Source organism: Methanosarcina mangrovi (genome assembly GCF_052057765.1).
Taxonomy (GTDB): Archaea; Halobacteriota; Methanosarcinia; order Methanosarcinales; family Methanosarcinaceae; genus Methanosarcina.
In genome coordinates this window covers 3,165,932-3,188,648 of record NZ_CP195120.1, presented here as the reverse complement: position 1 = coordinate 3,188,648, position 22,717 = coordinate 3,165,932, and the positions used below count along the sequence as shown (strand labels likewise).

Genomic DNA, 22,717 nt, shown 5'->3' with positions numbered 1-22,717 from the left:
TTTATTCTCTTATTGGCTATCGAGTTGTATAATTTATTCCATTAGACGCAGATTAAACGTTATCGAATTAATTGTTGTAGGGCCGGGGCTTACGCTTGATTATATTCTGTTACGGTGAATCTTATAGTGAATTCCGTCCCATTGTCCCTTTTCAGTTCAAGTTCGCCATCTAACTGGTCTACAAGGTAAATTACCAGCTGAAGCCCAAGGCTACCAAGATCTTCAATATCAAATTTTTCAGGAATGCCTCTACCATTGTCTGAAACGGTCAGAATAAAACTGGTACTCTTATTGCCTTCTTTTTTGTGTTCATCGTTTTTTTCTCTAAGAAGTCTAATTCGAATTTCCCCTTCATCTCTTCCTACAAATGCATGTTTGAGGGAATTGGAAAAAAGTTCGTTGATGATTATCCCCAGAGGGACTGCGGTATCCATATCAAGGAAAATGTTTTCTTCCAGATCCGTATTTAAGCTGATATTCACATTTCCGAGCCTGTATGTCTGGAAAAGATTTTCAGTAAGTTCCTCAATATACGGCGAAAAGTTAAGTGTGTCGAGCCCTTCACTTTTATGCAGTTCTTCATGGATAAGAGCCATGGATATTACTCTGTCCTGGCTTTCCCTGAAGGCTTCCATAACTTCTGAATCCTTAATGTTCTCCCGGTTTTTGAACTTATCAACCTGAAGGTCAAGAAGGGAAGAAATAACCTGCAGGTTATTTTTGATCCGATGGTGGATTTCCTTTTTACGGGCAATTTCGATATTTGCCAGAGCTTCTTCTGCCTTTTTCCTCTCGGTAATGTCGAGAACAAAGGCTACGCCTTCATTGCACGCCTTATCGAAGGTAGCTACCCCGACAATGACAGGTACACGCGAGCCGTCTTTGCGGATGTACTCCTTCTCGTAGGGCGTATTCACACCTACGGCTTTCAGTTCCGCGACGGCGTGCTCATCCAGTTGACGGTACTCGGGTGGAGTCATCTTGTTCCAGTTAACCCTTCCAGCCTGCAAGTCCTCATGTGTGTAGCCGACTATCTCCAGTAACTTGTTGTTGGCATCGATTACCGAACCGTCCAGGTTATAATAAAATACGCCGAGAATATTCGATTCGTAAAACCGGCGCAAGCGTGCCTCGCTCTCCCGTAGCGCCTCTTCTGCCTGTTTACTCTCTGTAATATCTCTGGTAATCGCTGAGATAGCCACAAGCTTTCCATAAGAATCAAAAACCGGAGAAATAGTCAATGAAACATTTATCGTTGCTCCGTCCTTTTTCAACCGTAATGTTTCGTAGTTCTTGATCTTTTCTCCTTGTTTGATCTTTCCAATAAACTGGTTTACTTCTCCTCTAAGATTATCCGGTTCGATTATTGATACGTTTTTTCCCAGAATTTCTTCAGCTGGATAACCATAAATCTGCTCTGCACCCTTATTCCAGCTAGTAACAATACCTTCAAGAGATTCGGTTACAATAGCATCATTCGATGATTCTACAACATCCGCAAGTATCCGAATTTTCTCTTCAGCTTCTTTACGTTCAGTAATATCCTGAACTATTCCCTTCAGTCTAACAGGTAAATTTTTCTCATTAAAGATAACTCTGGACTGCATATGGACTGTGCGTTCTTCCTCGTTAGTCAGGACAATCCTGAATTCAATGTTGAAAGATTTGCCACTCAGAACATTCTTATGGGCATTGTCCATATCTTCTCTATCGTCGGGGTGGACATAACTTAAAAACTCATCGTAAAGTGGGGCCGATTCTTGAGGACTGAGTCCGAAAATACGATACATTTCCTCAGACCAGTATGCTTCATCGGTCTCAATGTCCCATTCCCAATTTCCAATGTGAGCTATTTTTTGAGCTTCGGAGAGTCTTTTCTCTTTTTCCATTAATGAATTATAAGCTTCTTCAAGTTCAGCTGTGCGTTCCTTAACTTTTTCCTCCAGATTTTCATGTGCTTTTCTTAGAGCTTTTTCTGCTTTCTTGCGTTCAGTGATGTCACGAGCAGCAGCAAAAACCCCAATAACCTCCCCATTCTCGTCTTCGTAGACTGAGGCATTGTACAAAACAGGAGTAATAAAACCGTCCTTATGCTGAATCTCAAGAGGATAGTCCCTAACTTCACCATGTGTGAATACCTGCTGATAGCCTGCACGGGCTTTTTCAGGCTCAGTGAAATAATCTGAAAAATCGGTCCCTATTAACTCTTTTCTGTGATATCCCGTAATCAGTTCTGTAGCTCCATTTACATCCGTAATCTTACCATCACGCCCAATGGTTACTAAAGGATCAAGGCTGGCTTCAATAAGGCTGCGATTATAACTATTTGACAACCTGATAGCCTCCTCTGCCTTCTTGCGCCCTGTAATGTCTACGAATGCCGAAACAGATCCGCGTGGGTTGCCCTGCTCGTCAAGCAGGGGTCTGGCATTGCCCAGTACATGTCGAATCTCGCCGTCAGCAGATACGATATCCAGCTCGCAGTCTTTAATCTCTCTACCTGCAGCCGCCATCTGCGACGGCATATTTTCAGGAGGGATCTCCCTTCCGTCCTTGAATAACTCAAACATTTCGGGCCTCTCTCCTTCAGGAGCGGATTTGGAAAAGTTTGTACCCACGGGAACCCGTAGCCATTCATAGGACAGGCGGTTACCGGTTAGCTGACGCACCTGGGGATCGTGTGCTATAAACACGGCAACAGGCACGGCATCCAATACTGCTTCCAGTTCATCCGAACGAGCTTGCTCACGTTTCTCGCTCTCCCGCAGCGCGCCCACCAGTGCATCATGTTCCGCCAGCGACCGGGCCAGCTTGATATTGCTGTAACTTAGCTTTGAGAACATGTTGGCAAGCTTCATGAAGAAAGCCATGCTTGTATCCACAGCTTCCCTGCTTAGCCGGGGAACTTTTTCAAGCGCTGCTATATATTCCTCTTCATTGAAACCGTATTTTCTGGCCTGAGCCCGGAAAAGCTCGTAGTCCAGAGTTTCGTCTTCAAAAAAGAACTGACCGGAGAAGATATTGCCTACATGCTGCCTTCCGACCACGATAGGAGTTGCAATGTCCCACATATTGTTCTTGCACCTGTACAGCTTAAACTCTCCAGGGGCAACACCTGCGGATAGCTTTGTGTCGCTTTCTATACAGTGCCTGCAGGTTTCAGGATTAACCCTGTGGAATTCGGTGCAGATATCCTGCCATCCAACACTTACCAGAATATTGCCCTTAAGATCGATCAGGCTCATGGGAATGTGAGCAAGCCTATAAAATTCATTCATGAGGGACTGGATCGCCTGGAAATCAACAATATCAGCAAGCTCCAGGTTAGCCACCTCCCTAGCAGGCGAGAGAATGCTCTCCAACTTCAGCCTGACGCGCTGCTCACTCTGGCGCAGAGCCTCTTCTACTCTTTTTCGCTCGGTGATGTCAGTAAACATGGCCAGGGAGCCTGTAAACTTGCCTTCCTTATTAAAAAGGGCTTTAGCACTTATAAGCACCCATAAGGGAGAGCCATCCTTACATATTAATTTAAATTCATAGACCTGGTTGATACCCTGCCGTCTCTTTTCCATATTCAGTTTGAGGATATCCTTACCTTCTTCATCGGCAAAGTTCCATGAAGATCTGCCAATAAGCTCTTCCGGACTGTATCCGAGCATCTCGGTAATTTTCTCATTAGCGTAAGTAATCCTGGTTTCAGCATCAACTATCAATATACCTTCATTGGCGGTTTCCACGATATTGCGGTATTTTTCTTCGCTCTCTTTAAGCCTCTCTTCAACTTTTTTGCGTTCGTTGATATCACGAGCGACATAAATACTCCCAATGAGTTTTCCCTCCGAATCATGTAGTGGCGAGGTACTTACTACGAAATAACCCCCAAGACGATCCTCGCAAACCTCTACGGTATGCTCAGTTCCGTTCTTGAGCAACTGCCGGTGCGGGCAAAAGGAAGGAGGCTCGCTTGTTCCGTGGATAACACGATAGCAGGTTAACCCTGCGCATTCTTCCGATGTCATCCCCAATTTTGCCTTCATGGCTCTGTTTACATGAATAACTCTATATTTATCGTCGATTATGGCTATCAGGTCCGGCACAGCATCAAAGGTATATTCCCAATTTTTTGCAGCCTGAATAGCTTCTTTTTCCGCCCTTTTCCTCCCGGAATTCTCTATCCGCTCCCATTTTCCTTCCCTTTTTATTAAAGCAAATTGATGGTTTGAGACTACATCAATAACCTCGGCCGTGCTGCACATATCGAGATAATATGGGCACAGAGCTATCACGTGGCGTTTGTCGATAATAGCGTCCACTTTGTTTTCATAATCAATAAATCCGTTCCAGCCTTCCTTTTCAAGCCAGCGATTGTCCCCTGCAGCCCTAAGTCCATCATAGCCTCTTGCCAGAGCCTGATCGATTTTTTCAACCCAGCTATTTACGACTCTATCCGGGTCGAAAATACCCCCTTTCAGATACCCGTAAGTGTAAGGGATGATTTCGATCTGCCCTTTCTCAAGGTAAGTATCAAGGTCGGGAACAGCCCTTTTCATGGCTTCTTTTGCTTCTTCTACTTCCAGAGGTTGTGATGTGATCCACACGCAAAGCTCGTTATTTTCCAGTCCCGCTTTGAAATAAGGAACCAGTATGTCCATCAGATCTTTTTTTGTGTGGTAAAACTGACAGAGATGTGTTCCCCAGGACACATCTCCAACAATATCAATACCGGAATTTCTCAGTTTTTCTCCCATTCCGCATTTCTCCAGGTTTGAGGATATGATGGCAAGAACTCATTACTTCCAGGGTGCTCGGTTCTATTTTTTCATACCTCTTCACTTATATCGACCAGATCCCACCTTTTGCAGGTCACGAGAAGATTTTCACAGCAATATTCAGTCGCCTTAAGTAAAGTAGGTTCTATAATCTCTTTTCCAGCAGACCAGCAATTTGGATGGCAGAACTTTCGTTTACTCCTGGTTAATCAATTTATTGGTTTTGTAGCGACTGCTGTTATTACGCTATTGCAAAAAGCCTGTCTTTCCGTGATTTAGCCAAAGTTGCAGGCTTTGTTTCATTTCTAATATACATATTAGCATCCCAGAACCAATTTTATTCCCATGTCAATAAGAGTCTCTGAACTATTTCCTGATCACAACCTCGATTGATTATTCAAAATTCAAGGTTTGGAGATGTAATTTTGAGTTTTGGGATCGGTTCTCTAAATATCAGATTGTATTAAAGAAGTGCCTCTTACTAATTATTATATTTATCTTATATATATTATTGATTATTAAAAGCAGTGAATTCTATTTCTCACATAGCTAAGAACTTCCGCCAAAAGAATAAATGACAGAAATTATGGTTGTTATCTAAGTGGACTCATAAAAACCGTATATATACTGTTGTCGCACCTGCCGAATGTAAGATCTAGAATGTAAGATATAAGTACAAATGTTCGTGATGCAGGAAGTACAAATGTTCGTGATGCAGGTTGATGACTTACCCAGCTCTTTTTTCTAAGTATATCCTCTAATCATCGTTCTAAAATCAGTTACTTTTTAAATTTATTTCTATATCATTATGGAAAATCATGAACTTTATCGAAAACAAGCAAAAGAAGGTTACTCAAATTTTACTGATCCAGTACAGCGCAGCTCTAAATGCTCCTGTAATCTGTGGAAAGTCGGGCTATATTGCCTCATGTGTTGTTCAGCTCGTCGGCCTTTGCCTGCGCCGCTTCTTCTGTTTCGAAGATCTCGATGAAGGGATAAACATAAAGATACACCCCATCAGTAACCTTCACGGTTCGTGTATGAGAGTGTATACAGGTTTGTCCATGCCATCTGCGTTCAGATAGCGGATTTTATGCTCACCGAAATTTACCGGTGCATATTCTAAGCCGTCCATTACTATTGTCTCAGGAAATTCCACACCATCAAATACCTGTTTCCCGACTGAAAAATTCAAGTCCTTATGTAGTAATATCGGTCGAACAAACACTCTTGGAAGCTTTGATTCTTCATCTTTATCTGAAAAATATGATAAGTCCACTTTCTTTTCTGGATAGTCAGAAAAGTTCGCGTTTTGAGACGCATATTCTCATACTGATTCATACATTTGTACAACGATTCCATTGATCTCTATATGAGTTGACATAAATTTCAACCCCTGGTTATATAGGTCGTCCATATATCTTCAGGTTAAAAAATATATGGATATTTAAGTTATTTATTTTTTAACAAAATCGGGATTTTTTCAGCAGTGGCTATTAGCATGGTATTATCATTACGAATCAGAGATATCGTTATTGCACCTTCGATCATTAATTGAAGAATTAAGCTTAGTTCTTTCGCTCCTTCTGAGGGAAATCCACTACTGACTAATTTTTGATAATATGTATCCGTCCACAGGTTATAGACTTCAACACAGGTTTTTCGTAAAGACTCGCTTATTGAGACCGTCTCTAATGCCAGCAAACCGATAGAAAAACAATTTTCCGGGTCTTTTTCATTAAATTTCCGTGCTAAATCCAGAATGAACTCCTCGATGGCTTGAACCGGATCGCTATTCTTTGCTAATTCTTCTTCTATATCGTGTTGAATTTTATCTCCCATCAATTTTATGGTGGCTTCCGCCAATTCCTCCTTTCCGTTTGGAAAATAATAATACAATGATCCTTTCGGCGTTGCACTTTCTCTAATAATCTCATTTAACCCCGTAGCATGATAACCGTTTTTTTGAAATAAAAAAGCAGCCGTAGTAAGGATTTTTTCACGTGTATTCATTTTGGATTCCACAAAATCTTTTGATTATAGGCATGGTTATTGGAAAACGTAATTCTAGAATATCTTATTATTTATTTCAAATAATCCTAAAAAAACTTCTTATGCCAGAATTTAAATATTTTTGATATTTTTCAGCATTTATTAATGAGCCTATCCCAAAAGTCACCTTTATTCTTAATCATTGGGAATTTTCAGAATTGTTTTCATGATCATGAGCTTGATTGATTACTCTAAATACGAGGCTAAAGAAGCAAATTTTGAGTTTTGGGATGAGCTCAATATTGATTTTCGATTCCAAACTTTTTAATATTTCTGTTTTTACAGTTCTGTCAATGTTCGGTTGATAGAACAAGACGCGGGAATCTTTAAGAACGGATCATGTTTTAGAGGCCTATCTAATAAAGAAGTCCTAAGTTGTCCAGCTGTGTCTTGATGACCCGCAGGCCCTCTTCGCAATCCTCCGGACATTTTCCACCTGTGATTACCAGTTTGCCGGTTCTGAACACAAGCACTGCCACCTTAGGAACCTCAAGCTTACAAACAAGCCCGGGAAATACCTCTGGCTCGTACTCGACGTTTTCCACGCCAAAGGCGCTTAAAACGGCGTTCAGGTTTAAATTAGTCCTTAAGTTTGCGGAGGCTACGACATTTTGAACATGAATCTCAGGCTCCAGATCTATTTCTTTGTAACCGATGGAATTGAGCTTGTTAGCCAGATTGAATAGAGCTATGCGGCTGTTTTCGACATTCTTAGTTCCGGTGCATACCACTTTTCCGGAGGCGAAAATTAGAAAAGCAGCCTTCGGATTCTCAATTCTGTATACGAGACCCGGAAACTTAGTTTTGTCATATACTGCGCCTTTGAGCCCGGTATCCAGTAATTTTTGCAGGTCGAAATCTTCTGCCAGCCTGGTAGATGCCACTATGTTCTCTATAGTTATTGTGGATTCCATACAACATCCCTGGAAGTATTGGCGATGAGTGTGAGTTATGGAAAAACGTAAGCAAATAATATCTTTCAATTTTTTCAATCAGGGGAATGTAATCTTTTTTGAAATTGATAAGTAGCTCACGGACATGACCAAATTATTCTTACAGCTATTATAGTGACTGGTCTACATATTATTTAAGTTTATTGATACTATCATGTCAAGCCGATTTTTCCCATCAGTGTCTCATTTATGAAGAAATGACCAAAGTTCTGATCCCAGTTAGTTGCATCGACAACTATATATGACCTAAGGTGGTTGTATGCGCAACCAATATGGTTGTGTTTGCAACCATTTTTGATATGCAATATGGTGAGTAATAAAATGAGTGCGATTGAATTCGATGAAAGCTCACATGCCAAAGAGATGTGCGGTAAGGAATTCATTGGAAAGCCAATCTCATATCTCTACAGATATGAACAGATCTTCATTGGGAAAAAAATTGAGCTTTATGGCATCGGAAGCGGGCAGTTTCCTTTTCTTATGAGACTGTATCATGAGGATGGGATCAATCAGGAGAGCCTTTCCGACTATCTAAAAATTGACAAAGGAACTACTACAAGGGCTATACAGAAACTTGTTGATGAGGGTTATGTTTTCAGACAGAGGGATGAGAAAGACAGGCGATCATACAGGATTTTCCTCAGCGAGAAAGCGAAAAAGCTGGAACCTGATATGAGAAAAATAGCTTCGGAGTGGGAGGATATCCTTTTCTCCGGTTTTGATGACAATCAACGAAGAGAGATCAGGAACTCACTTGAAATTATGTTTGAGAATGTATTGAAAACGATGTGAAATAATGAAACAGGATCATGTAATTTAAAAACGAGACGGGATCATGCAATTTAAAAATACTCATCTTCTAATGCTCTGTACCACTACATATTTTGCAATGGCAGGAGGCTCTCTTTTAGCACCGGTATTGCCGGATATGGTAGAACCTCTGAAGACAACATCCCATGAAGTAGGACTGTTGATATCGACATACGCTATCTCAACGGCTATTTTCGCACTGGTAATCGGACATTTCATCGACCGTGTGAACCGTAAGGAGATACTTGTTCCCTGCCTTGTGATTTACGGTCTAATGGGACTTGTAAGTTATTTTACTTCTGACCTGCAATCACTTCTTATCTTGAGATTCATACAGGGTATCGGGGTAGCAGGGATGATGTCTTTGCCCATGCTGGTTATAGCGGATGTGTACAAAGATCATAAAAGTTTGTATTCCATGAATAAGATCAGTATGGCTCTTGCCATTGGCTCGGTATCTGCACCTCTTATAGGCGGAGGACTGGCAAATTTGGGATGGAACTATCCATTTCTTTTCTATGTACTTTCACTTCCGCTTGCTTTTGTTGTGATGGCCTTCCTTCCGGAGACAAGGATTCGGAGGGGCAATGACGATCACAAAGGTATATTAAATGGGTTTAAAGCACTCAAGGAATTGAGAATATTATACACGGTATTCCTGAGCTTTGCGGTTTTCTTTATACTATATTCAGTGCTCACCTACGTCCCCTTTATGCTTAAGAATGTATTGGGCTATACTGCAACGGAAGCAGGACTTATATTGGCTTTTCAGGGAATAGCTATCATGTTGATGGTACCCCGCGTGAAGACTTTAGCTCGTAAGCATTCAACGATACTAATTATTGCTACTGGTTTTGCGCTTGACGGACTGGCAATATTTTCCATTTCGTTTGCATATTCAATTGTCACGGTTCTTCTTTTAATATTGCTATTCGGAGCAGGTTTTGGACTTGCTCAAACCGCAATTGACGCACAGATAGTTCGGATCGCCCCTTCAGAATCGAAAGGTGGTGTGTTATCTATTCACAACACCATGAAGTACATTGGTCAAAGTCTTTCTCCCATGGTACTTGGTATGGTCCTGCTGCATTTTGACCTAGACACGGTTTTTATGCTATCGGGTTCCTTTGGGTTGCTTGTTGCTCTGATGACGTATCTAATGAAGAATTCTTTTGAAAACTCAGGTGACGAACACATAAAAGAGGCGAAAGAGACGAAAATATCGTTGTCGCATTAAAAATTTGTTGAGCTGTTAGATGATATGGTGCAAGAGCTCATCCCAAAACTTCATCTAACCTTATTATTGCTGCTAATATTACAGTTCCAGGGTATGATATTTCTTTTATTCCATATTCTGGAAATACTTTCTTGCATGACTCTATCCAGCTAAAGAATCTCTCTATTCCCCTCCTCTTTTTGTATCTTCATAGTCTACTTTTATTGGTCTTGCTCTCTTCTTTTTCTTATGATTTCTTTTGTTGTTATTTCTTAGATTTATTGCCTGGCTAATACGGAAAATTATGAATCTTTACGAAAATAAGCAAAGAAAAGACTTCACTTAACTCTTACTGATCCCATACAGCGCAGCTCCGAGTGCTCCCGTAATCTGCAGCTCGGGAGGCACGTAGAGCGAAATACCCAGTTCTTTTTCCAGAAACACCTTAATGCCTGCGTTTTTTGCAACTCCGCCCACGAAAGCAACGTTTTGTTTTAACCCTACCCGGCGGGCCATAACCGCAATCCTTCTTGCAATACTTTCAATGAGGCCTGCCGCTATATCCTCTTTTTTAAAGCCTCTCGCCCTTAAAGCTATAACCTCGGATTCGGCAAATACGAACGAAGGAATTTTTTGATATGAAATGGAAAGGAGTGATTACACCTGGCAGTTTTCTCCTTCATCAACTTATTTTTACTTTAAAACACCATTAAAATGACTCCTGTGATCCCCACCATTACAAAGATCCTGAGGGTCTGGGAGATCAGGATGGTTTTCATCCCTATTTTGGGTCCGAAGATCCCCACATAGTGCGGGATATAAATCCTCAATGTTCCGAGGCTCGTAACTATATTGCCGACCAGGAGGACGATTATGACTTCGATGCCGCTTAAAATTCCCTGCTCCATGAGGTTTGACGCAAGAGTATAGGCTGCAAGGTGGCTTGCAAAAAGAGCTGCAATTACCGGGAGCCCTTCCACGGGCACAGGGAGGTATTCCGAAATAGGTTCGAGATATGAGCCAAGGGAATCAAAGACTCCCAGGTCTGTCAGAACAAAAACCAGGACTGTTACGGGGATCATCACCTTGAAAATCCTGATTATGGTTTTCTTCGAAGTCCCGAGGCTTTCTTTAAAGGCGGTTTTTAACGCCGGAGGTTCTTTTTTTTCAAAGTCTTCAAAACGTACTTCTTTTTCTTCAAGCAGGAAATGTCCGGCAATAAGTACTATCAGGGTTTTTACAAGCCCCACTAGGGTTATCAGGCCCACGTAGATGATCCCTGTTGTCCCGAGCAGAGGCACGAGTATCGGGAGCAGGGTCCTCCAGTGCATGACAATTGCAGGAAAGGAGTTCAAAACCGAAGCTATGATCAGCTCATCTTCCTTTATGATTCCTCCATCATACATGCTTTTAAGTGAAGCATTGGCTGAGGATGTGGATGCAAAAGCCGTAAGGAACCCCACTCCGCATTCTTTTCTGAGATGAGCGTAATTTGTAATCGGCCTTACCAGGAAATCAAATTTATAGAACCAGCCGAGGCTTACCAGAAGTTCGGCAAGGACAACTCCAAGGATTATTGAGGGACCTGTTTTTAAAAGGTATTCAGCCGAGTGTATGAGGGAGGCAGGTAACATTCAATGGTATTGAAGTATCAAAGTTTATTAATTTATCTAATATAATTCATAATAATTTTTCAATGACAAAACAGGATAGTTAATTTATCCAGCCTTTCAAAAGCAAAGAATGGTATGTTCCAAAATATGCTCAAGTATGTTCCAAAATATGCTCAAAAGTATGTCCCAGGGTGTATTTCAAGAAACTATATTAAATAATAGTAGCTAATTTCTGAAGAATGCTGGGGAAAACAAAGCGCTATCTCGAGGTCATAAGGGTCCTTTTGAAGTACAACCTTATCCCGGAACTCTACCGGGAACTGCGTACGGATTATATTTCAAATACGGATTGTACCTGCGCTTTTGATGTTGAGAACCGGCAGACGGCGGTAAAACTCAGGCAGGCTTTCGAAGAGCTCGGACCTACTTTTATTAAGATGGGGCAGACCATGAGCAAGCGGCCAGATCTTGTGCCCCAGCCTTATGTTATGGAGATGGCGAACCTTCAGGACAGGGTTAAGCCCCTGCCTTTTGAGGAAATGGCCGAATCTCTTGACCTTGCCTGCATCTGCGAGTATGTCTCTCCCGAAGACAGGAACAGGAAAAAAACTGAAGAGGAACTGAAGGCTTCAAGGGAGAGGAGAGCCAAAGCTTTCATTGAAATTTTCGATAGTTTTGATACAAATCCTATAGCCTCCGGTTCGATTGCACAGGTTTACAGGGGCGCCATCGAAGGCAAGCCGGTGGCTGTCAAGATTCTTCGTCCGAATCTCATTGATACTATAAATATCGACCTTTCTATCCTGGATGACTTTAAGCCTGTTATGAAAAAAGTACTCGGAGTAGGAAAGAAATTCGATTTTGATGCTTTTTTACGGAAAATCCGGGAGATGCTTACCCGGGAAGTTGACCTCAGAATCGAAGCAGTCAGTATGAGGCGTTTTGAGGACAATTTTAAAAATGTGAAAAACGTTGCCGTGCCGAAAATCTATCCCGAATACTGTTCGGCCAATGTCCTTACAATGGAATTCATTCAGGGGACCCAGATCAAGGACATCATTGGCATGCCTGTGCCTCAGAGCAAAAAAGCGGAATATACGCGCACGATTACCAAAAGTTACCTGAAACAGGTCTATATCGACGGTTTTTACCATGCAGACCCTCACGGCGGAAATATGCTGGTCGAGGAGGACGACACCATTGCTTTCATTGATTTCGGGGCTGTCGGCAGTATCGATGACGAGCTCAAAAAGAATATGCTTGAATTCTACTATGCTATCAATAACAGGGACGTGGAAGGGGCAACCCAAGGCTTCCTCAGGATAGGGGATGCGGACCCCAGAGATGTGGATGTCCGCAGACTCAGGAAAGACATGGACGCCCTCATTGCAAACCAGAACTACGGGCTTGAAGGCAGGCAGAGCGACAACTACGCTAAACTAGGCCTGAAGTACGACATCCGGCTTCCCGGAGAATTTTCAACCCTGCAGAGGGCGATCCTGCTTATCGAAGGGGTCTGTCTTGAACTTGACCCGCGGTACAACATTAAGACCATAGCAATCCCTGTCCTTATGGATGCCTACAAGAAACTCAATTCCTCCGGGGGAACTGCACTTCATATCGAATTTTCTACCGAGCCCGTGGACGAGAAAGCCGAATTAAAAGCTGCAATCAGGGAACTTGCCGATAAAATGGAAGACATGGGAGACAGGTTCCTCGAAGGAAAGCAAAAAGAAAGCAAGCGCAGTGTTTTCTCAACGGAATTTTTCCTTGCTGTCCTGCTCGTTGTCTCGGCTTATATCCTGTTAAACGGAGATGCTTTTTCCTGGATAGGACTTCTCGGGTTTGGAGGTACGGTCCTGATAGCTCTTATTATTTCGTTGCGCAGGAAGTGAAAGAAAGTTAACTCTTCAATACAAAAGTTCTAATAAACTGGAATTAAAATAATACTGTACAGAATAATAGTTGCTATATCGGTTCTGCTTTATAGAATCGGCAAAACCGGGTGAGTCAAAATCGGGATCTATTAACAGGGAAGGGGGTATTTTCTCTGGTACAGGAAACCATAAAAATTGAAGGTATGGAATGCGATCATTGTGTAATGAGAGTGGGGGGAGCTATTGCTTCCGTGGAGGGGGTAGTGGAAGTTGATGTGAGTCTGGAAAAAAAGGAAGTAGTTGTGGACTTTGAGGACAACAGGACAGACTCCGGAAAAATAAGGGATGCAATCCGGGAAGCCGGGTACGAGCCCCTATGACCCAGTTTTTTATGTTGATCTATATTTTTCTGTTTGGCTTGGTAGTAGTAAAAAACTTCCAGCAAACTTAAGTCCCGGGGTCAGTTACTGAAAATCAGGTTAAAGAGAAGATCTGTTCTCATATCCGGCTTAATTTAAGGAATGGGATCCTCTATTGTATTGAGAATTAAGCGGCAGGTCTTTACGCGCCTATGGGTATATATAAAAATACGTGAATAATATTTCCAAGGACTATTCGGAGAGTGGTTAAAATAAACGGATTTATGGACAATTACGGTTACGGCATGATGGGGTATGGAGGTATGTTTTTCGGGCTCCTTTTCTGGATTCTTTTTATTGTGGTAGCTTATTTGCTAATCAAGTGGCTTGTTGAACAGAATAAAACCCGCGGTGGTGAAGAGAAGTCTGCACTGGATATCGCGAAGGAAAGGTATGCTAAAGGCGAAATTACCGAAGAAGAATTTGAAGAAATGAAAAAGCGCCTGGTATGAGACGGAAACGTGGGTATCGAATCGATTCCTGACTTTCACAAGCAGCGTTGAAACCTGTTTAACCAAAAATATGTGGGGATATCGGGGATATTTGCCAGGGGCAAACATAAAATATGCCTGGTCACCTGGCGTTAAAGGGTTGAGGAGATAGGCAGATGGTTAAATGATTGAAACTTTGGGTCCTCCGGAGGTTGCACTTTTTTAATTCCCGGTGCAACTGTTAACAGGCGTAAGAATGTGATCCGTCTATATGTCAGGATGGAGGATACTGCCGGACCTTAATAGATCTGCACCTGGTAACGGGCTTCAGTCTGATTGTGCTCGTGCTTGCGCATATTTCTATGAATTCATGGTGGACGAAGTTCGGTTCCGATTCTCAATAGTTTGCGAAAAGAGTAGTATTCGGGGTTAAACAGATTCGGCTTTGAAAATGGATTAAAAACTTTCAGGTATAAATTGTTACGCGCTGAAAGAGAAAAATTAGTCCGGTAAAAATCTTTTATAGAAACCAGCAGATTTGCTGCTTATGCATCCCATTTGAATATTTATGAAAACACATGAGAATTTGGACGGAACCAGAAATGAATAGATATGAATCAAATAGTCTAACTCTTACTGGTGCCGTATCTTTGGGTACCGGTGTTATGATCGGTGCAGGTATTTTTGCACTGCTGGGACAGATCGCCGAACTGGCTGGAATGTTATTTCCAATCATATTTCTTATAGGTGCGGTTGTAACTGCCTTCAGCGCATATTCTTATGTCAAATTTTCCAACACTTATCCTTCAGCCGGAGGAATCGCCATGTACCTGGAAAAAGCATACGGAAAAGGGGTAATGACCGGTTTTGGTGCGTTACTGATGGCTTTTTCCATGGTGATCAACGAAAGTCTTGTTGCGCGTACTTTTGGGACTTATACAATACAACTCTTTAATATGGATGAGGGCAGTTTTCTTGTACCGCTTTTAGGTGTTGGGTTACTGGTCTTTGCTTTTGCAGTTAATATCTCTGGCAACCGTGTGATTGAAAAATTTTCTTTCTTTATGGCTTTAATAAAAATAACCGGTATCGCTATCTTTGGAATTGTTGGCTTATGGCTTGCAGACTTTTCTTTTACTTACGCGTCTACAGATGCGATGGCAACCACAACGGAAGAATATTTAGCAGCCGTAGCACTGGCCGTACTTGCTTACAAGGGTTTTACAACAATCACTAACAGTGGCTCGGAGATTGTTGATCCTCATCAAAATGTGAGTAGAGCAATAGTTATTTCCATAGCAATCTGTACAATTATTTATTTTTTAGTATCTCTGGCAGTGGCAGGCAGTCTTACTCTACCTGAAATCATTGAGGCAAAGAATTTCGCACTGGCAGAGGCAGCAAGACCGGTTTTTGGGAATTACGGTTTGTGGTTTACCGTAGCATTAGCGATTATCGCAACAATTTCCGGGATAATTGCCAGTGTCTTTGCAGTGTCCCGCATGCTTGCCATGTTAACGGACATGGATTTAATACCTCACAGGCATTTCGGTATGCCGGGTGATATCCAGAAACATACCCTTGTTTACACGATTGTCGTCGCTATATTGTTAACAATCTTTTTTGATCTGAGCAGGATTGCCTCTCTTGGGGCAATTTTTTATTTAGTTATGGATATTATGATACACTGGGGGCTTTTACGTAATATGCGTGAAAAAATTAAAATAAGATCTTATATCGTCATTACGGCAATCATTCTTGATGCTGCTGTGCTCAGCGCTCTTTTGTTGACAAAAGCATCTACCGATACTTTATTGGTAGTCATATCCCTGATAATGATGTTACTTATTTTTGCTGGAGAAAAACTGTTTTTACGTTCACACCCGAATCAGGAATGACCACAAGCAGACTTAATATTGAACCTGGCTTTACATGTGGAGCTCTTCCCAAAATCACTTTTTATCTTTATATCAGTGAGGTGTATCAGTGAGGCTTTAGAACCTTTTTCATGGTCAGGAACTCTGCTGATTGTACCAAATTAGAACTTGGAAGAGGCGTTTTAGTTTTGGGATCAGTTCTTCAAAAGCTATTAGTTTTGGAGCAGGCGCATTAAGAGAAAATTATTAAGCTTAATTTATATTTACTTAAAGCTCTCAATATGTAATAATGTTTGAAAAAGTAAATAGATATCTTACCATTTCAAAAGTATTTTTTAAGTATAATTTGTTTCCCCTTTTGTACAAAGATATTCACAGAGATTATATCTCAAACAAAAAATGTACATGTTCCATTGATTTAAAAAACCGCAGTAACGCTGTAAAACTTCGCCTTGCTTTTGAAGAACTTGGTCCCACTTTTATCAAACTTGGCCAGACATTGAGCAAACGTTCCGATCTGCTTCCTCCTATCTATATCCAGGAACTGGAAAAATTGCAGGATAAGGTCCCACCTCTTGATTTTGAAAAGATGCGAGAATCCTTTGAAGCCGAATGTATTTGTGGAATCTCAGGAGGGGAACACGAACATAGCCCTGTTTGTTACCACTGCAATGACATACTGAACATATTTGATAATTTTGACACAAAACCCATTGCAAGCGCATCAATAGGACAGGTTTACAAAGGTACTTTGAAAGGCAAGAAAGTTGCCGTAAAGATTGCCCGTCCGAATCTTATTGATACGATCAATCTGGATCTTGCTATTATCGAGGATATGAAACCGATTCTGGTTAAAATAATCGGAACGGGTGAAAATTTCAATTTTGATGCATTCCTATATGAATTTAGAGAAATGCTGCATCGAGAACTTGATTACAGGTTTGAAGCCATAAATATGAAAAGGATGAAGGAAAACTTCAAAGATATTAGGGATGTGATAATTCCGGATGCGTACATGGATTACTGCCGCGAAAGTGTCCTGGTCATGGATTACATAGAAGGCACTCAAATTAAAGATTTAACTGGTGTTGATCAGGAAACAAAGTCAAGGTACGCACAGCTCATAGGTTCGAGTTATCTAAAGCAGGTATATCTGGACGGGTTTTATCATGCTGACCCGCACGGCGGAAACATTATAGCTCAGAACAGGTCCGTCGCATTCATTGATTTCGGAGCGGTTGGAACGATTGACGGCGAATTAAAGCGGAATATGTTGAATTTCTTTTATGCCGTATACAAAAAGAACGTTGATATGGCAACCAATACGTTTTTAAAAATTGGTAATCTTACCGAAGAAGACGTTAACGTTCATAACCTTAAGCGAGATATGGATGATCTGATAGCAGATCAGCATTATGGGGCAGGGGGGCGAAAAAGCGACAGATACGCAATACTCGCTTTGAAACATGATATCTCTCTGCCGGCTGAGTTTTCCACGCTTGAACGTGCTGTTTTGCTTATTGAAGCTGTATGCCTCAAACTTGATCCTGACTATAGTATTATGAATGAAGCAAAAACATTAATCGCTGAAGCACTGAAAGAGCGTTACTCTCCTGGAAAAATGGTGGAAGGTATCCAGTTTGAAGCTGACGAGTATGCGAATACGCTTAAAAATATCCCTCTCGGTATCGATGATGTTATCAAAACCATACGCGGATACAGGATAGAGAAGCTACAGGGCAAAAGCGATGTTATTAAAAAATATCGCTTCCTTGATGAAATGTCAAAAAATCTATTTTTAGCTGTAGTAATTATTTCTTCCGCATACCTGATAATCAGGGGAGAAGGAAACATTGTTTTACTGGGTATTCTTGGATTTGCCGGCGGGCTTCTGGCAGGGATATACTCGATTATTCGTTCCTGAATTTTACTTGGTCACTTACTTTACCACTTACTACCAAAAGTTCTCATTTCATCTTAAGATCACATAATAATTCTAACCGGGGAAACTCTTTACTTCGTTGATCTCATTCATGGCGGATGCCGCGGTGATGGTATTGGCAGTGGATGCGGATCAGGAACGTGGATGTCGACTGGCATCGCAGTTTCTATAATAATCATAATAAATAGAATTCCTTGGCAAGTTAAATACGGATTGAGACCTCAAGTTATGAAACTCTTACCTACATCCGGGTCAAGCAAATTTATTATAGAATATCCCGAACAAGTATGCGAAAATAAAAGAAATGATTGCAGCTTCGATCATTCCAGCAATTATACCGGTTAGAGTTAACGAGAAAAACATATGCCACTGTCTCATCATCTCAACAGCACCCATGTAAATCCCTAAATTTCCAAGTATCCCGAGCAGACCCATGATTATTGCAGAAACGATTGCTGCAGCTAAGCCAAGTGCTAATGGTTTTAATTGCTGTTCCATTTATTTCACCCCACTTTTAACTATTATAGTCATCTGGATTAATGAAACATAAAGTTTCTCAGAGTCAGGTATTTTCAATAGGCTTCTCCGTTAGTGTTTTTAATAAGCCCGAAGACTACTACTGCTAACGAGGAAACGGGTTCTGGGATGAGATCATTATGGATGAGCTCATTATTAATCAACATATGATCCAGATAGACCCTATTTGTGGAATGCCTGTAGACACCGAAAAGGCACAGTTCAAGGCGGAAATCAGGGGCAGCTCATATTACTTCTGCAACGAGGAGCATAAACGCAGCTTTCTGGAGAGCCCGAGAATCGCCTATTTCTCCATGGAAGCGGGCCTGAGGAGTGAAATGCCCACCTACAGTGGTGGACTTGGCGTGTTGGCAGGAGACACTATAAGATCCGGCGCAGATCTGAAAATTCCTCTGGTCGCGGTCACTTTACTGAGCCGAAAAGGGTACCTGAAACAAAAGATAACGGATAGTGGCGATCAACTGGAGTACCCGGAAGACTGGGACCCATCGAGATTCCTGAGACCGTTGCCGGAAACAGTGAATGTCAGGATTGAAGGCAATGAGGTGAAGATCAAATCATGGATCTACGACTATCAGAGCCCCACCGGTGGACTGGTTCCAGTCCTCTTCCTGGATACAAATTTGCCGGAAAACTCTCGAGATGACAGGGAGATTACCAGCTTCCTCTATGGAGGCGACAACAGATACAGGCTGAAACAGGAGATAGTCCTGGGCATCGGAGGCGTGAGAATGCTCGAAGCCCTGAACTTCAAGATCCGCAAGTATCACATGAATGAAGGACATTCGAGCCTGCTCACCCTGGAGCTTTTGAAGAGAAACGGCATGGACGCGGACAGAACCAGGGATTTATGCATTTTCACTACCCATACGCCGGTAGCAGCTGCTTTTGATAAGTTCTCTTACGCAGATGTACAAAAATTACTGGGAGAAGAGTTTCCTCCGGAGAATATAAAAAAATATGCAGGAGTGGATAATCTAAATGCTACGTATCTGGCCCTGAATCTGAGCAAATATGTGAACGGTGTGACCAATGCGCATATGGAATATTCCAGAAAGCTCTTTCCCGGATACCACCTTCGGGGAATAACCAACGGAGTTCACCCCTGTAGATGGACATGTGAGTTTTTCAGGGAGCTCTTCGACAGGTATGTCCCAGGCTGGGCGAATGAGCCGGAACTTCTGGTAAGGGTGGATGAGGTCTCGCATGAGGAGATCTGGAACGCTCATCTGAAAGCCAAGAAGGCTCTATTAGACCATATCGCTGAGAAAACCGGCTTCATTATGGATATCAACGTCTTAACTCTGGGGTTTGCCCGCCGAGCCACTGCTTATAAACGTGCTGCAATGTTATTTTCTGACCTGGAGAGGTTAAAAGAGATTAACCGAACTGGAAAGTTGCAGCTTGTATTTGCGGGCAAGGCGCATCCTAAAGATGATGCCGGAAAGCGTGTCATTAAAGAGATTTACAATTACATGACCGGGCTGAGAGGAGAGATCGAGGCGGTTTACCTGGAGAATTATGATCTGGATCTGGCGGCAAGGATGGTTTCCGGCGTGGACGTGTGGCTGAATACGCCCCTGCCCCCAATGGAGGCATCGGGCACAAGTGGGATGAAGGCCGCCTGCAACGGAGCTATCAATTTCAGCATCCTGGACGGCTGGTGGATAGAGGGCTGCATTGAGGGCGTCAACGGCTGGGCCATCGGGCCTTATCCCATGGTACCCATAGGAGAAAATGAAAGGAGAAGAATTGAGATTAAAGATCTTTACAATAAGATGGAATATCTGATCATCCCCAAATTTTATCATGACAGGGACGGGTGGAGAGAGATGATGAGAAGTTCTATTTCCAAGACCGCCTATTATTTCAACAGCCATAGAATGATGCGAAGGTATATCACCGAGGCATATCTTTGAAAGTGAAGAGCTTAGTTTAACTAAATTTTATTTTTGTTATCCAAGGATGCTCAACTTTGGAACCAAAAGTCCCTTGTTCCGCATTTATTTCCCTGTATTCATCTCCGAATTGTTCTGTCACATTATCCATTCACTATTAGCCTGATAAGGGGCGCAAGGTCACGAAAAATGCACAGGAATCATAAACAAAAGGTACTATCAAGCTATGGAAACAGCACCAGCTTCAGGCCCAATAAAAGTATGAATACTGCTACAAAGTTCCTGAATTTTCCCTGGGGTATTTTTTCAACTCCTTTTTTCCCGATCATTGCCCCGATTAAAGATGCGGGTATGAAGATCAGAAAACCTGATAAAATGACAGGGTCCAGCTCGGTACCTCCTTTGATATAGGTTGCTATCCTTGTAGAGTCGATCATGAAAGATATGGCACCTGCAGTTGCGATATAAGCAGCTTTCTCGAGGTTAAAAGTGCTTAGAGCTACCGCATTTATCTCCCCGCCGATGCCGAAGATACCTGCAAAAAATCCGGCAAGGGCTCCACCGGACATTGCTACCGATAACCTCTGGCTAAGCTTGAAGGTCCGGTTGAAGATGATGAAAAGAACATAAGCCAGGAGGAACAACCCTAAAGCTCTTGAAAGGACCTCCTGGGAGATTCTCAAGGATAAAGATGATCCTATGAAACTTGTGAAGATTCCGGGAAGGCCGAAGGTAAGGAAAAGCTTCCATCTTATGCCTTTCCGGAATAAGATCATTTTCCAGATGTCGTTAAACCAGTGAATTATGCCCACCAGAAGCAGGGTCTGAGGCAGAGGAAATACCATCAGAAGAATGGGCACCATAATTGTGGATATCCCGAATCCGGCCAGAGTCCCGATCACGCTTGCCAGCAGCGTGAGCAGAGCTACGAAAATAGTTTCCTCATACGCAAGCATACTTTTGTTATATTGACTGCGTTAATGCATTATGTTTTCGGGATCGGATCCAGATCTGAAAGAAGTGCCCGTTGAAATCCAGGGCTTTTTTTAAATGATATAATAAAGTAATATTATACTAATTATAATATTTATTATAATCATATTTTATTATGACTGTATTTTTTCGAAAAGGGTGTCCGTGAAAGAGTTCGTTGGGGCTATTCATGTTCTAAGGCATCATTAAAGGAGATCTCGCATGTGAACAGTTTTTTAGAAAAAGCGGTTCCGAATATCGAAGAATTCTTCTGACCAATCAGGTCTTCACCTTGTGTGATTTGGTTTTAGACCAGAACCGGATCCGGTTAGGGTAACTGAAATAGCTGAGGAGCTTTCAAAATAAGGCAGTATTGGGGGGTTCTAAATTTCTGAAGAATCAAACCGAAGATCAGCAATATCGGATATATACATAGGTCTGGTTTTGCTTTCAATTATTGGTGGTATTGCTCTAGTGTATGAGAGCTGGGTGGGTCATGCCCTGATAGCTATCATTAGCCTGGTGCTGATGGTCTATACTCTTACAACCGGGGCCATGCTTAGGGGAAGAATAAAGAGAAGCCGGGGTAATATTTTTAAGCTTCATAAAAGGGATGGCATTTACTTTGGAACCTTCATGCTTGGATCGTTTATCTACGGTTTGTTGATAAAGTTGCAGCACGGAGAATCGATACTGTCATCCGTTCACGGAAAGCTTGGTTTGATCCTCATCTTAATCATAGTTCTTCAGATTATCCCAGGTCTGGTTTTAAAAAATAGAGCCTGGTACAGAGGATTGCACAAAATAGTGGGCTACTCCCTTGCACCAATCCTGGTTATTGATGCCAGCTGGGGACTGTACAATGGTGTTGTTGCCGGGACAAAGAGTAGTCTTGTCCTTTTGCATTCGATATCTGGAGGCCTGGCTGCCCTTGCTCTTGTCTGGATATTTCTGGAAATACTATATGCAGCAGATAAGTCACTTGCCAGGGCCAGGATAGCAAGCTATTTTACAGCATTTCTGGTAACTGCAGGATGCTGGATAGCAGGAGGCTACAACTATCTAACTGCCTATGGCTTTCGGGTAAAACCTGTGATCCTTGCAGGGCCGCACCCCTGGGCACATGAGATTGTGATGGAGGCAAAAGAGCACATCTTTGTTTTCCTTCCCATAATCGTTTTTGCTCTTTCCATTACCCTTCACATCTTCGATAGAGATGCTTTCCAGGGTGAAACCAAGTCCAGGCGCGCCCTGACGATGGTTGCCTACCTGGCGCTCTTCATGGTGCTGCTCATGTTCCTGATGGGAGGGATTATATCCAATGCCGGAAAGACGGGAACGGAGGTTTGAG

Annotated in this window: 17 protein-coding genes; 9 read left to right on the top strand and 8 right to left on the bottom strand. The window is 42.2% G+C overall.

What is annotated here, in order from left to right; translation table 11 throughout:
• Nucleotides 1-89 precede the first annotated feature (89 nt).
• From ACSAZL_RS14200 to ACSAZL_RS14185, 4 genes are all read right to left on the bottom strand, one after another.
• Nucleotides 90-4,748, bottom strand: coding sequence for a PAS domain S-box protein (locus ACSAZL_RS14200; RefSeq protein WP_440945287.1), 4,659 nt, complete (start codon nucleotides 4,746-4,748; stop codon nucleotides 90-92).
• 1,048 nt (nucleotides 4,749-5,796) lie between these two features.
• Entirely contained in the window at nucleotides 5,797-5,964 is a 168-nt protein-coding gene (locus ACSAZL_RS14195; RefSeq protein WP_440945286.1) for a hypothetical protein, read from the bottom strand.
• Nucleotides 5,965-6,221: 257 nt separating this feature from the next.
• Nucleotides 6,222-6,782 carry a TetR/AcrR family transcriptional regulator gene (locus ACSAZL_RS14190; protein WP_440945285.1) on the bottom strand — a complete coding sequence of 187 codons (561 nt, stop codon included), beginning with the start codon at nucleotides 6,780-6,782 and terminating at the stop codon, nucleotides 6,222-6,224.
• Between the two features lie 395 nt (nucleotides 6,783-7,177).
• Nucleotides 7,178-7,735 (bottom strand): TATA-box-binding protein, encoded by a 558-nt coding sequence (locus ACSAZL_RS14185; protein WP_440945284.1) that lies wholly within the window; start codon nucleotides 7,733-7,735, stop codon nucleotides 7,178-7,180.
• Nucleotides 7,736-8,095: 360 nt separating this feature from the next.
• On the opposite strand from ACSAZL_RS14185, the gene ACSAZL_RS14180 reads away from it, so the two are divergent.
• Nucleotides 8,096-8,566 (top strand): MarR family winged helix-turn-helix transcriptional regulator, encoded by a 471-nt coding sequence (locus ACSAZL_RS14180; protein ID WP_440945283.1) that lies wholly within the window; start codon nucleotides 8,096-8,098, stop codon nucleotides 8,564-8,566.
• A gap of 43 nt (nucleotides 8,567-8,609) precedes the next feature.
• Entirely contained in the window at nucleotides 8,610-9,821 is a 1,212-nt protein-coding gene (locus ACSAZL_RS14175) for an MFS transporter (RefSeq protein ID WP_440945282.1), read from the top strand.
• 321 nt (nucleotides 9,822-10,142) lie between these two features.
• Here ACSAZL_RS14175 and ACSAZL_RS14170 read toward each other — a convergent pair whose 3' ends face one another.
• Nucleotides 10,143-10,361 (bottom strand): BadF/BadG/BcrA/BcrD ATPase family protein, encoded by a 219-nt coding sequence (locus tag ACSAZL_RS14170; RefSeq protein ID WP_440948858.1) that lies wholly within the window; start codon nucleotides 10,359-10,361, stop codon nucleotides 10,143-10,145.
• 137 nt (nucleotides 10,362-10,498) lie between these two features.
• The gene (locus ACSAZL_RS14165) at nucleotides 10,499-11,434 is read right to left on the bottom strand and encodes a nucleoside recognition domain-containing protein (protein ID WP_440945281.1); all 936 of its coding nucleotides are present in this window, start codon (nucleotides 11,432-11,434) and stop codon (nucleotides 10,499-10,501) included.
• A gap of 218 nt (nucleotides 11,435-11,652) precedes the next feature.
• Here ACSAZL_RS14165 and ACSAZL_RS14160 point away from each other — a divergent pair, with 218 nt between their 5' ends.
• The 5 genes from ACSAZL_RS14160 (at nucleotide 11,653) to ACSAZL_RS14140 (ending at nucleotide 17,941) form a co-directional block, all read left to right on the top strand.
• On the top strand, nucleotides 11,653-13,308 hold the full coding sequence (locus ACSAZL_RS14160; RefSeq protein WP_440945280.1) for an ABC1 kinase family protein: 1,656 nt from the start codon (nucleotides 11,653-11,655) through the stop codon (nucleotides 13,306-13,308).
• Nucleotides 13,309-13,493: 185 nt separating this feature from the next.
• A complete protein-coding gene (locus ACSAZL_RS14155) occupies nucleotides 13,494-13,670 on the top strand; it encodes a heavy-metal-associated domain-containing protein (protein WP_440945279.1) in 177 nt (58 codons plus the stop codon).
• Between the two features lie 242 nt (nucleotides 13,671-13,912).
• On the top strand, nucleotides 13,913-14,161 hold the full coding sequence (locus ACSAZL_RS14150; RefSeq protein ID WP_440945278.1) for an SHOCT domain-containing protein: 249 nt from the start codon (nucleotides 13,913-13,915) through the stop codon (nucleotides 14,159-14,161).
• A 581-nt stretch (nucleotides 14,162-14,742) separates the two neighbouring features.
• Complete coding sequence (locus ACSAZL_RS14145; protein ID WP_440945277.1) at nucleotides 14,743-16,038, top strand: APC family permease; 1,296 nt, start codon at nucleotides 14,743-14,745, stop codon at nucleotides 16,036-16,038.
• 337 nt (nucleotides 16,039-16,375) lie between these two features.
• Nucleotides 16,376-17,941: an ABC1 kinase family protein gene (locus ACSAZL_RS14140; RefSeq protein ID WP_440945276.1), complete on the top strand. Its 1,566-nt coding sequence runs from the start codon at nucleotides 16,376-16,378 to the stop codon at nucleotides 17,939-17,941.
• 270 nt (nucleotides 17,942-18,211) lie between these two features.
• On the opposite strand, the gene ACSAZL_RS14135 is transcribed toward ACSAZL_RS14140, so the two are convergent.
• Complete coding sequence (locus ACSAZL_RS14135; RefSeq protein ID WP_440945275.1) at nucleotides 18,212-18,457, bottom strand: hypothetical protein; 246 nt, start codon at nucleotides 18,455-18,457, stop codon at nucleotides 18,212-18,214.
• Between the two features lie 158 nt (nucleotides 18,458-18,615).
• On the opposite strand from ACSAZL_RS14135, the gene glgP reads away from it, so the two are divergent.
• The gene (gene glgP / locus ACSAZL_RS14130) at nucleotides 18,616-20,415 is read left to right on the top strand and encodes an alpha-glucan family phosphorylase (RefSeq protein WP_440945274.1); all 1,800 of its coding nucleotides are present in this window, start codon (nucleotides 18,616-18,618) and stop codon (nucleotides 20,413-20,415) included.
• Nucleotides 20,416-20,618: 203 nt separating this feature from the next.
• Here the strand turns inward: glgP and ACSAZL_RS14125 are convergent, their stop codons facing one another.
• Nucleotides 20,619-21,350, bottom strand: a complete 732-nt coding sequence (locus tag ACSAZL_RS14125) for a sulfite exporter TauE/SafE family protein (protein ID WP_440945273.1) — start codon at nucleotides 21,348-21,350, stop codon at nucleotides 20,619-20,621.
• Between the two features lie 460 nt (nucleotides 21,351-21,810).
• Here ACSAZL_RS14125 and ACSAZL_RS14120 point away from each other — a divergent pair, with 460 nt between their 5' ends.
• A complete protein-coding gene (locus tag ACSAZL_RS14120; protein ID WP_440945272.1) occupies nucleotides 21,811-22,716 on the top strand; it encodes a hypothetical protein in 906 nt (301 codons plus the stop codon).
• Nucleotide 22,717: the final 1 nt, after the last annotated feature.

Bases quoted from the DNA above. Each gene is read 5' to 3' on its own strand.
- ACSAZL_RS14135 (WP_440945275.1), bottom strand. From the start codon at position 18,457: ATGGAACAGCAATTAAAACCATTAGCACTTGGCTTAGCTGCAGCAATC.
- glgP (WP_440945274.1), top strand. From the start codon at position 18,616: ATGGATGAGCTCATTATTAATCAACATATGATCCAGATAGACCCTATT.
- ACSAZL_RS14175 (WP_440945282.1), top strand. From the start codon at position 8,610: ATGCAATTTAAAAATACTCATCTTCTAATGCTCTGTACCACTACATAT.
- ACSAZL_RS14160 (WP_440945280.1), top strand. From the start codon at position 11,653: ATGCTGGGGAAAACAAAGCGCTATCTCGAGGTCATAAGGGTCCTTTTG.
- ACSAZL_RS14200 (WP_440945287.1), bottom strand. From the start codon at position 4,748: ATGGGAGAAAAACTGAGAAATTCCGGTATTGATATTGTTGGAGATGTG.
- ACSAZL_RS14180 (WP_440945283.1), top strand. From the start codon at position 8,096: ATGAGTGCGATTGAATTCGATGAAAGCTCACATGCCAAAGAGATGTGC.
- ACSAZL_RS14185 (WP_440945284.1), bottom strand. From the start codon at position 7,735: ATGGAATCCACAATAACTATAGAGAACATAGTGGCATCTACCAGGCTG.
- ACSAZL_RS14165 (WP_440945281.1), bottom strand. From the start codon at position 11,434: ATGTTACCTGCCTCCCTCATACACTCGGCTGAATACCTTTTAAAAACA.
- ACSAZL_RS14190 (WP_440945285.1), bottom strand. From the start codon at position 6,782: ATGAATACACGTGAAAAAATCCTTACTACGGCTGCTTTTTTATTTCAA.
- ACSAZL_RS14145 (WP_440945277.1), top strand. From the start codon at position 14,743: ATGAATAGATATGAATCAAATAGTCTAACTCTTACTGGTGCCGTATCT.
- ACSAZL_RS14155 (WP_440945279.1), top strand. From the start codon at position 13,494: ATGGAATGCGATCATTGTGTAATGAGAGTGGGGGGAGCTATTGCTTCC.
- ACSAZL_RS14125 (WP_440945273.1), bottom strand. From the start codon at position 21,350: ATGCTTGCGTATGAGGAAACTATTTTCGTAGCTCTGCTCACGCTGCTG.